This window comes from Xanthomonas prunicola, assembly GCF_002846205.1.
In the GTDB taxonomy this organism is placed as follows: domain Bacteria; phylum Pseudomonadota; class Gammaproteobacteria; order Xanthomonadales; family Xanthomonadaceae; genus Xanthomonas; species Xanthomonas prunicola.
On sequence record NZ_PHKV01000005.1, the window covers coordinates 110180 to 127212 of the forward strand.

Genomic DNA, 17033 nt, shown 5'->3' on the forward strand with positions numbered 1-17033 from the left:
CGTACCGATCTGCTCGGCATGGTCGGCCTGGTGGCCGGCATGGCGGCGATCTTCGTCGCCGACACCTTCACCGATTACGCGGTGGCTGCGGCCTTGTTCTACACGCTGGTGGTGCTGCTGTCGGTGCGCCTGCTCACGCGCGCGGGCGTCGTGGCCCTGGCGGCTACCTGCCTGGCACTGATCGTGCTCAGCTTCCATCTCACGCCGGCCGGCAGTTACCGCGTGGGGGTGATCAACTCCTGCATCAGCGCGGTGGTGGTTGCGGTCACCACTTACCTGGCGGTGCAGATGGAAGCGGCCAAAGCCAGTGCACATGCCGCGCAGGCACGGCTGTTGCGGCTGACCCGCAGCGGCAGCATGGGCGGGTTGGCCGCGTCGATCGCGCACGAAGTCAATCAACCGTTGGCCGCCATTGTGACCAGCGGCAACGCCTGCCAACGCTGGTTGGCGCAGCAGCCGCCGAACCTGGCCAAGGCCGATGCCGCACTGGAGCGCATGCTCGCCGACGCTGGCCGCGCCAGCGCAATCATTGCGCGCATGCGTGCGCTGGCGCGTGGCGAAGCGAGTCAACGCCAGCCGCTGGATTTGAACCGCACGGTGCTCGACATGATTGCGCTCACCCGGGGCGAAACCGAGCGCCATGGCATCGCGTTGTCGCTGGAACTGGACCCTGCCCTGCCTGCGGTGCTGGCCGATGGCGTGCAGATTCAGCAGGTCATCGGCAATCTGTTGCTCAACGCGGTGGAGGCACTGGCCACACTGCCGGATGAGGCGCGCAGCATCCACGTGCGCTCGCATATCGATGGTGCGTGGGCATGCCTGTGCATCGATGATACCGGCCCGGGTCTGTCCGAGGATGCACTGGCGCATGTCTTCGAAGCATTCTGGAGCACCAAGGACGATGGCATGGGCATTGGCTTGAGCATCAGCCGCACCATCATGGAAGCCAACGGCGGGCAGATCTGGGCGGAGCCGGCCGGCATGCGCGGTGCGCGCTTCGGCCTGCGTTTGCCCTTGGTCGCAGCGGAGCGCAGGCAATGAGCGAGATGGCTCCTGTGGTGTATCTCATCGACGACGACGCCTCGATGCGCGCCGCACTGGAAGATCTGTTCGCCTCGGTCGGGCTGCAGGTCTGCACGTTTGGTTCCACCGATGAATTCCTTGCGCATCGGCTGCAGGACGCGCCCGCCTGTCTGGTACTGGACATCCGTATGCCGGGCCAGAGCGGAATGGAGTTTCATCGACGCATGGTCGAATCCGGCTTCGCACTGCCAACGATCTTCATCACTGGCCATGGCGATATCGCGATGAGCGTGGAAGCGATGAAGAATGGCGCGATCGAATTCCTGACCAAACCGTTCCGTGATCAAGCCCTGCTGGATGCAATTCAGGACGGTATCCGCCGCGACTGCGTGCGCCGCCAGAGCGATGCGGTCGCGGCGGAGCTGCGTGCGCGTTGGGAGTCGCTGAGCAGCGGCGAGCAGGATGTGACGCGACTGGTGGTGCAAGGCCTGTTGAACAAACAGGTGGCCGCGCGCTTGCACCTCAGCGAGATCACCGTAAAAGTGCGGCGTGGGCAGGCCATGCGCAAGATGCAGGCCGGCTCGCTGGCCGAGCTGGTGCGTCTGGCGGAACGCATCGGGCTGTGATGCGCGTTGCGCTACCGGTATTGGTATGCGTGCTGGGTTGCGCGCATGCGCCATGGGTTGATGGCGCTCGCAGCTATGGTTTGAGCAGTTTGTAACTGCAAAGCTCCAATGACGCGACACGCAGGCAGCGCGCCAATGAATGCAGGCATGCCATGGGCTGATCTGATCGCAGCAATGCACACGAATGCTCAGGTGAACGCCTTACGACTCGCGCGACGCACATAGAAGAACACGCAAAGGAAACGCCCCGGCATGCCGGGGCGTTTCTCAGTTTCAGGCATGCGGCAAGCCAAGACTCAGAAACTCACCCCCCAGGTCACCTGGCCACCGTATGCCGTCTGCCCGTCACCGTTGAGTCCCTGCAGCGACAGTGCCAACCGGCTGCTCGGCGAGGTGACGAGGCTCACGCCGAACTCGCCAATGGCAGCGTTCTTGGCCAGGGTGACGCTTTGCACCGAGAACTCCGAGGCGGTGCCGACGAAGCCGGCCGAGCGTTGCACGGAACGGTCGCCGAAGGCATGCCGCCAGCCTGCTGACGCATACAACGCCGCCTTTTGGCCGAGGCCCCAGTGCCCACGCACACCCAGCGTGGCGGTGCTGAAGGTATCGCTGGCACTGTCCACCGACAGCGCGGCAATACCGCCGCGCTCGGTGAAACCGTCGGTCTTCAGACGGGTGTAATCGGCCGCAATGAACGGGCTGTAGATCGCATCCTTGGTGCGTAGATTCCAGGCCGCTTCCAGCGAGACTGTCACTGCGGTGGCATCGTAGCTGCTGCTCAGGCGTTCTTCGAACACGTCGGGCAACATCACCCGGCGCGTGCTGTCGACGCTGTAGCTGGCGTAATCCACCGCGCCCTGCAACGAGAACGCAGACCAGTCGGTACGTCCATACACGCCAGCATGGGTGCCATCCACATCGGCACGGTCGCCCCACTCGCGCGACCAGCTCTCGATGTCCTGGTTGCCCACTGCGATGCCCACCACGCTGCCTTCGCCGAAGCGACGTTCCGCACCGGCCATCACGCCGTTGTCCTCGCGGCGCACCGACACCGCATTGGCATCGCCATCGACACGGTTAGGCAGGCTGCGCCCGGTGATCCACACCAGGGTGTCGCCAACCATCGAGTTCTGGCTGTCGCCGCGCAGATGGTTGCCGATGCCGCTGTTGAGGAAGCGGCTATCCAGCAGCGCGGTAGCAGTGCTGGCATGGCTTTCGCCCGACAGCGAGGCAAACGCGGTGCGAACCGCTTCCGGGTCGTCGGGCAAACGCACCACGGCTTGATAGATCGGGCTGGTGTTCGGCAAGCCATCCACGGCCGCTGCAGTGGATTGCTGGTTCGGGGTGGTTACCGCGTCCACCATGCCCACCGTATTGCGCCCGAACGTTATCGACAACGCAGTGGCGGTGGTGCTCACATTCGGCTCGATAAACGCGTAATCGGAGACGACGTTGGTGAACTGTCCGGTGAGACCACCGCTGGCGCTGATCACCGGAATCTCCGTAAACAGCGGAATATCGGTCGCACGCACCAACTCCAGGGTGGTGCCGGTCGCCACGGTAGCTGCGCCGCCTACCGTCACCGGCGTCACCACACCGCCGTCGCCGGGCGTGACCTGCAACGTCGAGCCTGATGCAAACGTGGCATTGCCGCCGACGCTGAGGGTGCCACCGGTACCACCGATGGCGACCGTACCCGACGACACCAGGCTGCCGATACTGCCGCTGCCTGTGAGCGTGCCGCCCGGGCCCACCGTGACCGGCCCGCCCAGCGCAGCGCCGGGGTTGGCCAGGTTGCCGACACTCAAGGTGCCGGCATTGACCTCCGTCGGGCCGGTGAAGGTGCTGCTGTTGGCGGTGAGCAATAGCGTGCCGGTCCCCAGCTTGATGAAGCGACCGACCCCGAACAACCGGCCTGCATAGCGACCGGCATTGTTTTGCAGGAACGTCAGCGTGCTGTTGTTGGTGATGTCGCCCTGCAGGCTAGCGGTATTGCCGATCAACGTACCCGCATTGATGGTGGTACCGCCCAGATAGCTGTTGCCACCTTGCAGCGTCAGCGCACCAGCGCCCTCCTTGATCAAGGCACCGCTACCGGTCACGTTGCCGGCATAGGTCCCGTCGGTCGCCTGGTCGAACACCAGCACTGCGTTGTCGACAATGTTGCCCTGCAGGCTGTCGGTGGTGCCGATCAGGCTGCCACTGGCAATGGTGGTGCCGCCGCTGTAGGTGTTGGGCGCCACCAAGGTCAACGCGCCGGCACCCTGCTTGATCACGCTACCGGTACCGCTGACCACGCCGGCAAACGCACCATCGCTGGCCTGATCGAAGATCAACGTCGCATTGTCGACCACGTCGCCCTGCAGGCTGGTGGTGTTGCCGACCAGGCTGCCGGCGCTGATGACGGTGCCACCGGTATACGTATTGGCGCCAAGTAATTGCAGCACGCCGCTGCCAGTCTTTTCCAGCGAGCCACTCCCGCTGACTGCACCGGCATACACGCCGCCGGTGGTCTGGTTGAACACCAACGCCGCGTTGTTGGTGATATCGCCCTGCAAGCTGGCACTGTCGCCGATCAGGGTGCCGGCCACAATGCTGGTGCCCCCGGTGTAGCCATTGGCACCGTTGAGCAGCAGTGCGCCGGCGCCATCCTTGACCACGGTGCCGGTGCCGGTGATCGAGCCATTGAACACGCCATCAGCCACTTGGTTGAACGCCAACGTCGCGTTATCCACGATGGCGCCTTGCAGACTTGCGCTATCGCCCACCAACGTGCCCGCAGTCAGCGTGGTGCCACCGCTATAGGTGTTGCTGCCGTCCAGGGTCAGCGTGCCGGTGTTGATCTTGATCAACGCACCGTTACCGTCGATGTTGCCGGCAAGCGTGAGGTCGGCCGGGTTATCGACAGTGAGCGCCGCACCCAGCGTGACCGCGTTACCCAGTGCGGCGGCAACCGGATTGCTCAGCACCGAATCGCCGGTCACCGACAAGACGCCGCTACCCAGGGCGGTGTTGCTGCCCACTGCCAGATTGCCATCGCTGAGTACCGTCCCGCCGACATAGCTGTTGTTGCCGCTCAGCGTGAGCGTGGACGTGCCGTTCTTGATCAAGCCGCCGGCACCGCTGATCGCGCCGGTCAATGCCAGATCGTTGCTGCCGGGCAGCGTCAACGCACCATTGAGTACCACCGCATTGCCGACAGTCAGTGCTTGACTGGTGTCGAGTGCGGTGCCCGCTGCGGCGGTCAGCGTGCCCGTGCCCAATGCTTGCGCATTACCCAGCACCAGGCTGCCGCCGCCGAGCGCAGTCCCGCCGGTATAAGTGTTGGGACCACTCAACACCAGCGTGCCGGTATCGAGCTTCTGCACTGTGCCGGTGCCGCCGATGGCGACATCGATGGTGGCGGTTGCACCGGGGTCGACGCGGATGATGGTGTTCGCTGCGTTGGCGCTCAATGCGCCACCACCTGCATCACTGAGCACATAGCCATCGGTGATGAATTGCATGCCGACGATGCCTTGGGTGCCCTGCACGCCCACGTTGCCCGCGGTGCCGGCAAAGACCGCAAAGCTGTTCTGCCAGTCGCTATTGGTCAGCCCATCGATCGAGGTCCAGTTGGTGGTACCAGCAGTCCACACGCCGGTGCCGCCATCGGCGATGCCGTTGGCGACAGTCTGCGCGCCATCCCAGAACTGCACGTTGGTGCCGGATGCCAACAGCACCACATTGACCTGCTGCGCCAATGAGGTCTGCAGTGTGAGCTGGGCGGGGTCGACCGTGCCCGGCAACGTGCCGAAGCCCATGCCGTTGTTGGTCAACGCGCCGGTGTAATCGATCAAGCGGTACACGCCGGTACCGAAACCGCCGATGTCGGTGATGTTGAGCGTACCGTCCAACGTCAGGTCGCCGTTGACCGCCAGCACCCCTGTCTGGCTGGGTATTCCCAAGAACGCATCGAGCGTGGCATTGGGTGCAAAGCTCAGGCTGCCGGTGGTCAGCAGCGAGCCGCTAGTCACCACCAGACGGCCACCGTCGTTCACCGTCACCGCGGCATCGACCACACCGCTCCCGCTCAGCGTGCCGCCAGCACCTACCGTGAGGCCACCGGTGCTGCCCAGCGCGCCATCCACATCCAGCGTGCCTGCCGTGATCTGCGTGGTGCCGCCGATCGCGCTGGTACCAGTGACTTGCAGCGTGCCAGTGCCGACCTTTTCAAGATTGCCGGCATCGCTCAACGAACCTGCAAAGGTGCTGCTTGCGTTGTTGACGCCCAACTGCAGTGTGTTGCCACCCACGATCGCCACATTGCCCAAGCCGGTAACGCTATTCAATGCGGTATTGCTGCCGAGCGAGAGCCCTGCCCCTGCCGCGACATCCACGCTGGCGGTCGTCCCCAATGTGCCTGTGGCGGAGGTGGCCAGCACGCCGCTCTGCACCGACACCGGGCCACTGAACAGATTGCTGCCAGACAAGGTCAACGTGCCCAGGCCGGTCTTGGTCAGCGCACCCGCACCACTGAGCACGCCGGTCAACGCCAGATCGTCCGCACTGGCGATGGTCAGGTTCGCGCCCAGGTTGACGTTGTTGCCCAGAGCCAGCGCAATCGCATTGCTCAAGGTCGATGTGCCCAGCACCGACAGGCTGCCTGCGCCGAGTGCGGTGGTGCTGCCCACCGCCAGCGTGCCGGCGTTCAACAAGCTGCCGCCGACGTAACTGTTGCTGCCATCCAGCGTGAGCGTGGAGGTGCCGTTCTTGATCAGGCTGCCGGCACCGCTGATCGCACCGGTCAATGCCAGGTCGTTGCTGCCGGGCAAGGTCAACGCACCATCGAGCACCACCGCATTGCCCACCGCCAATGCTTGATTGGTGTCGAGTGTCGTGCCCGCTGCGGCGGTCAGCGTGCCTGTGCCCAACGCTTGCGCACTACCCAACACCAGGCTGCCGCCGCCAAGTGCGGTACCGCCGGTGTAGGTGTTGGGCCCACTCAGTACCAATGTGCCGGTGTCGAGCTTTTGCACCCCGCCGAGGCCGGTGATGGCGATATCGATGCTGGCGGTTGCACCTGGGTCCACGCGAATGGCGGTCAACGGACCCGTCACCGCCAGTGCGCCCGCGCCGGCATCGGTTAACCGATATCCATCGGTGACGAACTGCAGGCCCCCGATGTTCTGCGTGCCCTGCACGCCGACTGTGCCTGCAGCGCCGGAAAACACTGCGAAATCGCCTTGCCAGGTGCTGTTGGCGCTGCCGTCCTGGCCGGTCCAGTTAGTGCCCGCGCCCCAGGTACCGGAGCCGCCATCGACGGTGCCATTGGCCGTGGTCTGCACGCCGTCCCAGAACTGCACGATGCTGCCCGGTGCGGTCACTACCAGATTGAGTTGCTGGCTGATGGCGGTCTGCAAAGCGAGCTGGCTGATGTCTACGCTGCCGGGAAACAGGCCAATCAGCATGCCGTTATTGGTGAGCGCGCCGGTGTAGTCGATCAAGCGGTACACGCCGGTGCCGAAGCCACCGAGATCGGTGATATTGAGCGTGCCGTCCAGGGTGAGATTGCCATTGACCTCAAGCAGTCGCGTTGCGCTTGGCGCACCCAACGCCACATCGACAAACGCGCCCGGTGCCAGCGTCAACGCGCCCACACTCAGCGACGAACCGCTGGTCAGTGCGAGCCGGCCACCATCGCTGACGGTCACGGCAGCGCCCACGTTACCGGCGGTGCCGGTGCCGGTCAGCGTGCCGCCCGAGGCCACGTTCAATGCGCTGGTGCCGAGGCTGCCGACCACATCGAGCGTGCCCCCGCTGACCTGCGTGGTGCCGCCGATGGCGCTGGTGCCGAGCAAACGCACGGTGCCGGTACCCACCTTGTCCAGATTACCGCCACCGCCCAGGCTGCCGGCAAAATCGCCGCCACCCAGTTGCAGGGTGGCACCGGTATCGGTATCCACGCCGCCCGCACCGCTGAGCGCGTTGATCAAGCCACCGTTGGTCAGATTCAACAGCGCACCTGCCGCGACATCGACATTGCTTGCGTTGCCCAACGAGGCAGCGGTGCTTGCCACCACGGTGCCAGCCTGGATCGCCAACGGGCCGGTGTAACTATTGTTGCCGCTCAAGGTCAGCGTGCCGAGTCCGGTCTTGATCAGATCGCCGCTTCCGCTGATGGCGCCGCTGGCCAGCATGTCTGCGGCGTTCTCCACGGTGAGCGCAGCGTTCAGTGCAATATCGTTGCCCAGCGCCACGGCGACCGCATTGCTCAATACCGAATTGCCGAGCACCGACAGGCTGCCGGTGCCCAGTGCATTGTCGGCCCCCACCGCAATCGTGCCCGCGTTCAAGCTCGTGCCACCGCTGTAGCTGTTGCTCGCATTGAGCGACAACGTCGTGGTGCCGTTCTTGATCAGGCTGCCGGTGCCGCTGATGGTGCCATCCAAGGCCAGATCGTTGCTGCCGAGCAGCGTCAGTGGAGCGTTCAACAAGACGTCGTTGCCCACCGCCAACACGGCGGTGGTATCCAGTTCGGCCGCGCCGCCGACCACCAGGCCGCCCACGCCGAGCGCGTCATTGTTGCCAAGTACCAGCCGCCCTGCGTCCAGCGCAACGCTGCCGCTGAAGCTATTTGCGTTGCCCAGTGTCAACGTGGCATTGCCTTGTTTGTTGAGACCACCGATGCCGCTGATGACGCCATTGAGCGCGATATCCTGGTTTCCCGGCAATGTCAGCGTGCCATTCAACGCAACTGCGTTGCCCAGTGCCACGGCGGTGCTCGCATCCAATGTGGTACCGCCTGCGGCGGTCAGGGTGCCGACACCCAATGCGGTATCGCTGCCAACCAGCAACGACCCGCTCTGCAATTGCAGCCCGCCGCCCCAGGTGTTGTTGCCGTTGAGTGTGAGCGTTTGCGTGCCGGTCTTGATCAGGCTGCCGGCGCCATCGATCACGCCATCGAGCCTGAGGTTTTGTCCATCGACCGTCAGCGCACCATCCACGGTGACCGCGTTCTGCAAGGTCACTGCGGTGGCGGCATTGAGCAGCGTGCCGTTGGCGGCGGTGAGTGCGCCGCTGCCCAGCGCGGTATCGCTCCCCACCACCAGGGCGCCGTCGTTCAATAGCGTGCCGCCGGTGTAGACGTTGTTGCCGTTGAGTGTGAGCGCACCAGTGCCCTGCTTGACCAGGCTGCCGGTGCCGCTCACGGTGCCGGTCAGACCCAGGTCGTTGTTGCCGGTCAACGACAGCGCGCCATTGACCACCACATCGTTACCCACCGTGGTCGCGGTCGTGGCCTGCAGTTGTGTGCCGCCGGCTGCGGTCAACACGCCGCTGCCCAACGCAGCGCCGCTGCCGATCAACAAACTGCCCGCGTTGAGATCCACGCCGCCGTTGAAGGTGTTTGCACCAGTCAGGGTCAGCGCCGCAGCGCCGTTCTTGATCAAGCCACCGACGCCGCTGATGCCTCCATTGAGGGTCAGGTCCTGGCTGCCACCCAGTTGCAGATCCGCATCCAATACCACGTTGTTGGCGAGTACACGTGCAGCGGTGCTATCGAGCAGGCCGCCGCTCACGCTCAGGCTGCCTGCCCCGAGTGCGCTATCGCTGCCCAGAATCAGGCTGCCCGCAGTCAGGCGTGTGCCGCCCAGATAGGTGTTGTTGCCGGTCAGGGTCAGGCTGGCCGGGCCGAGTTTATCCAGGCTGCCGGCGCCGCTGATGGCACCGGTGAGCGTGAGCGCATTGCTGCCACCCACATTGAGCTGCCCTGCCAGTGCAATCGCATTGGCGAGCGTGCTCACCACGGCGGTGTCCAGCGTGGTGCCCGCCGCTGCGGCCAGTGTCCCGCTACCGAGCGCGGTATCGCTGCCCACCGTGAGCTTGCCGGTAGTGAGCGCGGTGCCGCCGCTATAGGTGTTGTTGCCGCTTAGCGTGAGATCGCCGCCGGATTTAACCAGGCTGCCGGCACCGCTGATGCTGCCGCCCAACGTCAACGCTTGCGCGCCGTTGAGCGTCAGTGCGCCGGCGCTCAGCGTCACTGCATTAGTTAGCGTGGCGGCGGCCGTATTCTGCAAGGTCGCAGCGCCAGTGACATTCAACGCACCGGTGCCCAGTGCGGTCCCGCTGGCCACCTGCAAGGTGCCGGCATTGAGGCTGGTGCCACCGGTATAGGTGTTCAAGCCGCCCAGCGTCAGCGTACCGGTGCCGAGTTTGTTCAATGTACCGGCGCCGCTGATGGTGCCGGTGAGATTCAACGCGTTGCCGCTACTGCCGACGCCCATCGTTCCGGTCAGCGCAATCGCGTTGCCCAGCGTGGTCGCAGCCGTCGCATCGAGTTCGCCACCGCTGGCGGTGAGCGTGCCGGTGCCCAATGCTGCATTCGAACCGACCACCAACCGCCCGGCGCTGAGCGTGGTGCCGCCGGTGTAGGCATTGGCATTGGTCAGCGTGAGATCGGCGGTGCCGCTCTTGATCAAGCTGCCGGCACCGTTGATGGCGCCGCTGAGCGTGAGTGCTTGTGTGCCGGTCAAGCTCAGCGGCGCAGCAAGGCTGATGCCATTGGCCACCGTCATCGGCGTAGTGGTGCTCAGGCTGGATGCGCCGGTGACATTCAATGCGCCCGTGCCCAGCGCGGAGGCGGTACCCAATTGCAGCGTACCCGATGCCAGGTTGGTGCCACCGGTGTAGGTATTGAGTCCGCCGAGCGTAAGCGTGCCCGCCCCGGTTTTGTTGACACCACCAACGCCAGCGAGCGTGCCACTCAAGGTCAGCGCGTTGCCGCTGGCGCCCAGGCCCAGCGTATTGGTCAGTGCGAAATTATTGGTCAGCGACAGTGGCGCAGTGTTATCCAGCAAACCACCTGCTGCAGTGACCGTGCCAGTGCCGAGCGCACCGGAGGTTTCCAGCAGTACGCTTCCCGCGCCCAAAGTGGTGCCACCGCTGTAGGTATTGCTGCCGCCCAGGGTCAGCGTGCCGGTGCCAACCTTGTTGAGGACTCCGGTGCCACTGATCGTGCCTCCAATCCGTAGGGCGTTTGTGCCGCCGATACCGACCGTGTTGCTCAGCGAAAATGCATTGGCCAGGTTCACCGAAGCACCAGCCAATACGCTGCCCCCGGATGCGGTGACGGTGCCGGTGCCCAACGCATTGTTGGTGCCGACCGTCAAGGCGCCATTGATCAAGTTGACGCCACCGGCAAACGTGCTGGCACCGGTCAGCGCCAGTCCGCCAGTGCCGGTTTTGGTCAACGCACCGGCGCCGGTCATCGGGCTGCCGACGGTCAAGGTATTGCTACCCTGCACGATCAGGCCGCCCGCGCCCAGCGCAATGCCATTGGTCGGTGCCAGCGTCAGGTCCGCAGCCGTGGCTTCGAGCGTGCCGCCGTTGGCGGTGATGGTGTTGCCCAACTGCGCGGGATTGGCGAACTGCAACACGCCGCCATTGAGCGCGCTGTTGCCGAAGTTGCTCGCGCCGCCCACCGACCAGGTGCCGCTATTGACGCGCAAATTACCGAAATTGATGTACTGCGCAGTACTCAACGTCCCTGTGCCGGTGCTGCCGCTGCCGGTACCACCTGCAGAATTTTGCAGGATCAGCGTGTTGTTGCCGCCCAGGCCGCCGTCCACGACGCCGGTCTGCGCAAAGCTCAGCAAGCCGCCGGGGCCGAGTAGTTCGAGTGCGAGTCCACCGGCGCTATTGACGCTGCCGCCGGTTACCGCGGTGAAGTTATTGATGCTGCCCGCACCCATCGAAACACTGCCGTTGATGGTGCCTGCGTTGACGAACGTATTGCCGGTGGCGGAACTCTGAAAGCCCACCCGCCCGTTGATAGTGCCGGTATTGACGGCGTTGACGGCTCCGCCGCCTGTTACCGCGATCACCGGGGTGTCCACACCCAGAATCGACAGCCCCGCCAGCGGGCGGCTATCGATTACGCCAGCATTGTTGAGCTGCACCGTGCCGTTGCTGGCCGACGTCAGCCCGAGCGCCATGCCGTCGAGATTGAGCAGATTGGCGCCGAGCAAGCCGCCAGTACCGTAGATCATGCCGCTGGCAAGATTGTTGACGGACACTGCAGTAGAGCTGGCGTTGCCCATGGTCACACCGGTGCTGAGCACCGAGAGCAACCCGAGCACGGAGGGGTCGATCGTGCCGGCGTTGGTGAGCGTGGAATTGGTGCCACTCAAGGCAATGGCGGTACCGCCCAACAGGCCGGCGGTCATTTGGCTGCCGGACGCAATATTCACGGTCAGGTTGTTTGCGCTGCTGGCAAAGCTGTTGCTGGTGACCGGAATACCCGAACACGTGACCGTCGCGCCCGCTGTCGGAATGGCTGGCGTGCACGCGCCCCAGGCCAGACCCGGTGCGGCGGCCCCCACCGCCAGGACGACCAGGGCCGGCAAAACACGCCGGGTAGAGCCGGGCTTGCGACGCCGACGCACCAATTCATGCGTCACCACCCAATTGCCGATGGCAGCATTCCAGACCAGCGCAAATGCACGATTCATTTAAATTCCCCTGATTGCCGAGCAGAAACCGACGCGCGCCCATGCACGCGCCTCCAAAGGCGGGATTGGAATAACGGCAGAGCTTGTTTAACGCAGCAACGCTATTCCAGCGAGCATCGATCCAGAGCCAGCGACGACCCTGAAACGAACACATTGATTAATACCACTTTCAAATTACCCCATTGAGGAATTAATAGTTTAATTGAAACACCTGAAACTGTGCCGAGCATCACTAACCTAAAATTCACACATGACACAAGCGAAATATGTCGACTGGTTTGCTTGTGCTCGCCAAGTCAATTCACTGACTCATCCGTCATCGCGCACAACAGTCGCGCCGCCTGATTTGCCAAAATAACCTTTATTCATCGAGAATTTGCAAGGAACTGGACTGGATGAGGCCGGATTATTCAAAGCAGGCTGATGCATGTCGAGTTGGCCCTCACCTCTATTCATAATCTTCTTTTTCAATAAACTTGCTGCACCGCAAAGTCCGCGTGAATTCACATTAACGGATGGGTCCGGTCATCCATGAGTTCGCCTCAACGATTAATACCACTACCCATTCGACATCAGACTCCGGAGTGAGGTATTTGTATGTCGCGGGCGCAACAGCAGCGTTTATGGTCGGGACTGCTATCCTGCTGAACATCTGAAATAACTCGAAGGCGATAAGTGTCACGCGCAGTTTGCGCAGAGGTCATCACCTATCGATGACCTCGGTTTGTTTCTAGTAGCAGTGCAGTGTGTGATCTTCAACACGGAACTGACGACATGACGCTTGCTCTGGACGACAAATCATACGATCGCCACTTCGACTGGTCGGGCGTACCAATCAACTTGGGCGGCATGGAGCCGCTTGAACAAATCGCGCGATTGCTCTGCCACGCATTGGTCGCCCCGGCGGCGGCGCTGGCGATCAGTGAAGGCGGCCGCCTCCGCGTACTTGCAGCGCGTGGCATCAACAGCAGTCATGTCGAGCAGGCGATTGCGCTGTGCCACCAGGTTCCGGCAGGGCCGAATGGCGTGGCCGAGTTGATCGAGCATGCGGCGCTTACGCAGATTCAACTCGGCGATGCCGCGTTCCCCGGTTTGCCCGCCCGCTTCATCGCCTGCGTGCCAGTGGGCGCGCCGCAGACCGGCGTTTCCGGCATGTTGTGTGTGATTGACACGCGCGAGCGTCGGCTGGCAAACCAGGAGCATCAGCAGCTGCTGATGTTCGCCAATGTGGCTGCCGCACAGCTGGAATTACAGTTCGGCGCTGGCCGACGCGAGCCGCATAGCGGCTTGCTCAATGCACGTCAGCTGCAATCGGATCTGGATGCCCTCGCCTTCGGCAGCCACTGCTTGCCCACCATTGCTGCCTTCATTGAGGTCTACGACACCCAGGCCGCCAACGAAGCGCGCCAGGTGCTGGGCATGCAGCCGCTGGAAGAGCTGATCCGCCACGCCAGCTACGTGTTGACGCGTGCCTTGCGCGGCAAGGCCACCGTGTACCACGTGGCCTCGATGCGCTTTGCGTTCTTCCTACTCAACTCTGCGCCGGATGAGATGGAAGACCTGCTACTGGATCTACGCGACATGCTGCACAAGCCAGTGGATGCTGCCGGCGTGCCGATGTCGCTGACCTTTCATGCCGGTGTGGTGCGCTTTGCTCCACAGCAGCCGGACACCAACGATGTAATGCGCAAGGGCCTGGTGGCATTGGGCGATGCCATCAACAACCATGCGATTATGTGCTGGTATAGCGCCTCGCACGACGATGCCATCCAGCGTTCCTACCGGCTGGCACTGGATGCCGAACAGGCCTTAGACGCCGGCGATTTTCGGTTGGTGTTCCAGCCGCGCATCGATCTTGCAAATCTCTCAGTGACCGGCTTCGAAGCCTTGTTGCGCTGGCATCACGCCAGTCTCGGCCCGATTGGCCCGGACGAGTTCATCCCGTTGTTCGAGAAAACGGCGCTGATGTGCACGGTCACCAATTGGGTGATCGAAACTGCGCTGGTACAACTGGCGCAATGGCGAGCGCTGGGGCTGGATTTTTCCATCTCCATCAACTTGTCGTCGCGCGACTTCGGCAACATCAACCTTGCTGCCGATGTGATCAACCGTTGCAAGGATCTGGCGATTCCTACCACTCGCATCGAGCTGGAAATCACCGAAGGCCGCTGGCTGCGCAGCAATGTCGAAGCGGTACCGCGGCTGCGCGCATTGCGCGATGCGGGCGTGAGCGTGGCCATCGACGATTTCGGCACCGGCTACAGCAATTTCGGCTATCTCACCGAGTTACCGATCAATGTGCTCAAGCTGGACCGGTCCTTGGTCACCGGCATCGCCAACAAAGCCGGCATGCAGATGCGTGCCGAAGCAGTGGTACGCCTGGCCAACGCCTTGGGCTATCGTACCGTGGCCGAGGGCATCGAACATGCCGACGAAATCGCCTTGCTGCGCAGCTGGGGATGCGATGAGGCGCAGGGGTATCTGCTCGCCAAACCGATGGAAGCGCACTTAGTGGCCGACTACGTCAGACAGACCGCGGCCTTGCAACGTCTGCCCTGAGGTTTGCGACGGCGCGGTATTGCTTGACAGGCAAGCACGCCGCTCCAGATTTATTAGGTCGCAAATGCAGTGCATCGCGATGCGATGCACACACTATCCGTACATGCGATGCAGCAGTGGCCAAATCGCTCAACTGAGATCGTGCAGGTCCTTGCCCAACGGCGCACTCAGTGCCCAGTCGGAGAAACGCACCTTCAGCCCGGCGCGTTCCGGCGTGCAACACATCGGTCCGACCAGATACTCGCTTGCCACCGGGAACGGACACAGACGCACCAGCGGCCAGTGACGGCCGTCCGCAGACACCTGCAAGCGCAACACACCATCGGCAACCGTGGCACGAACCCAGAAATCCTTGGGGTCGGCTTCGTACGGACCCGTGGCCCAATCCGACACCGGGTTGGTCAACACGCTACTGAGCATGGCCCGCCCGTCGCTGAGTTCGATCCCGGCCTTGACCCAGTGCTGCTCGTCCACGCGCACCATGATGCCGGCCTGGTCGTACAACGCTTCGTACTGCGCTCGCACACGCAGCTGCGCAGTAAAACCTGCGCCGGCCTTGATGCCGAGAAAATGCCCGCTGTCGCGGGTGAACCCGTAGTGCGTCTTGCGCCAGAAGTCGGTGGCCTTATCGGTCACCACATCCAGCGTGTCATCACCGAGATCGACTGTCTTCGGCCGGTTGAGCCAGGTGCCCGCCTGCCAACTGCTGTGCTGCGCCATCGTTTTCCCCGGTTTGGTCTGTTGTGCAAACGCACTGCCACTGAACGTCATCCCGACTACCCCACCCAGCACGCGCCTGCGTGTGCGATTGAATGCTTCATGTTGCATCGAATGCGCTCCTGCGACTGATGACTGCGGAGTTTACCTGGGGTCAGCGTAGGACCACATGCATGCAGCGCAAGGCCGCGGTTCAACGCAGAGCATTGCGGACATGCGTCACCCGCAACGGCGACATACCGCGGAAACGCGTGCCGAATCAGCAGGCAGCCAATGGCGGCGCACACCGCGTCCAGATGCCTGCTGCCCCAGCCTCACGCGCCCTACCCTCAGTCCTGCGCCAATGCGTAATCGATTCCCGCACAGATCGCCGCCACCTGTGCAGCGTTGCATTGTTCGGGCGTGGCGCGCGGGCTATCCGGATACACCTCGGTGGTTGTGCGATACCGCGCATCGGTGACACCGGCGCATAACCCCAGCCGCCGCACCGGATAGTTGATCACGCCGTGCCCGACCACCGGTGCACCGATGAGCTGCCCATTCGCATCGGCAGGCGCGATATGCGTCACCCCTGCCACCGCCGCGATCACCGCCTGCTGGAAGGCTGGCTGCGGGTCTTCGCTGTCGCCGACGAGATAAAAGCCATCCGGAATGCCGCCCGGCACAAACGTTGCACCATCGCGCGCCGCCAAGGCGGGGCGAAACTCGCTCTCATCGCTGTCGGTGGTTTCGTGCAGATCGATATGCACCAGCATCCGCCCCGTGGTTTCGGCAACCAGCCGCATCAGTGCAGCCGACTCTTCGGCAGGACTGTTGCCGCGGAAGGCACGATTCGGATCTACCGCGTGGGCATTCCACCGCTGGATGCGCTCATAGCCCCACGGGTTGATACACGGCGCCACCAACAGATTGCATCTGCCAGCGTATTCGGCAGCGCGCTGCTGCAGGAATTGCAGCGCACCTTGCACGCCACTGGTTTCGTAGCCGTGCACGCCGCCTGTGACCAACACGCACGGCAAGCTGTCATCCCACTCGGCGCTGCGCAGCGCGAGCAGCGGATAGCCACCTTGCGCATGGGCAATGGCTCCGTACTGCACGCGCTGGCAGCGCACGGCCAGTGCGGCGATCTGCTGCACGACATCATCCGCATAGCTGCGCTGCTTCAGTTGGCGTGCGCGCCACGCGGCGCGCTCCGGCTCACCCCACGGTAGCCCAGGCGTGCCGATCGGATAGGGTGCGTTGGTCGTCATTGCAGAACCCGGGTGCGAGGAAAGCGCCAAGGGTAAGCGCTCAGCGCGCAGAAACAAAAAGGCCCCGCACTGCGGGGCCTGTGCAACTTGTCGTGCCTGGCGGTGCCTACTGCCACAGCGTTTCGTCCAGATGCTGCTCGATGCGCGCCTTGAACTGGGAGAGTGGTCGATGCGCGCGGCCTAGTCCTTGAGCATCTGCCATGCCTGCTGCTCCATTGCATGCGCGTCGCGCAATCAGTCCATCAGGCTTTCTTGGGGTTCGGCCAAGGGCCCGGCCTGTTTGTTGCGATGTGTCCAGCCTGCAGCGACGCACATGTAAGGACGTGGCTGTTTCAAGTGAACGACGCGCGCGATGTCCACGTGGCATT

At 63.4% G+C, this 17033-nt stretch carries 5 protein-coding genes and 1 pseudogene; 3 read left to right on the forward strand and 3 right to left on the reverse strand.

Translation table 11 applies throughout. The features are described from left to right. The first annotated feature begins 18 nt into the window (after positions 1–18). Both XpruCFBP8353_RS15695 and XpruCFBP8353_RS15700 read left to right on the forward strand, forming a co-directional pair. Positions 19–1041 carry a sensor histidine kinase gene (locus XpruCFBP8353_RS15695; protein ID WP_101364229.1) on the forward strand — a complete coding sequence of 341 codons (1023 nt, stop codon included), beginning with the start codon at positions 19–21 and terminating at the stop codon, positions 1039–1041. Beyond that, positions 1038–1649, forward strand: coding sequence for a response regulator transcription factor (locus tag XpruCFBP8353_RS15700; protein WP_101364060.1), 612 nt, complete (start codon positions 1038–1040; stop codon positions 1647–1649). The genes XpruCFBP8353_RS15695 and XpruCFBP8353_RS15700 overlap by 4 nt, the downstream gene beginning before the upstream one ends. Before the next feature lie 296 nt (positions 1650–1945). Here XpruCFBP8353_RS15700 and XpruCFBP8353_RS15705 read toward each other — a convergent pair whose 3' ends face one another. Then, on the reverse strand, positions 1946–12139 hold the full coding sequence (locus XpruCFBP8353_RS15705; RefSeq protein WP_101364061.1) for an autotransporter-associated beta strand repeat-containing protein: 10194 nt from the start codon (positions 12137–12139) through the stop codon (positions 1946–1948). Between the two features lie 748 nt (positions 12140–12887). Here XpruCFBP8353_RS15705 and XpruCFBP8353_RS15710 point away from each other — a divergent pair. After that, positions 12888–14698: pseudogene (locus XpruCFBP8353_RS15710) on the forward strand (EAL domain-containing protein). A gap of 129 nt (positions 14699–14827) precedes the next feature. Here XpruCFBP8353_RS15710 and XpruCFBP8353_RS15715 read toward each other — a convergent pair. Together XpruCFBP8353_RS15715 and XpruCFBP8353_RS15720 are read right to left on the reverse strand one after the other, a co-directional pair. After that, complete coding sequence (locus XpruCFBP8353_RS15715; protein WP_101364063.1) at positions 14828–15526, reverse strand: DUF1349 domain-containing protein; 699 nt, start codon at positions 15524–15526, stop codon at positions 14828–14830. A 218-nt stretch (positions 15527–15744) separates the two neighbouring features. Beyond that, positions 15745–16665, reverse strand: a complete 921-nt coding sequence (locus XpruCFBP8353_RS15720) for a M14 family metallopeptidase (RefSeq protein ID WP_101364064.1) — start codon at positions 16663–16665, stop codon at positions 15745–15747. Positions 16666–17033: the final 368 nt, after the last annotated feature.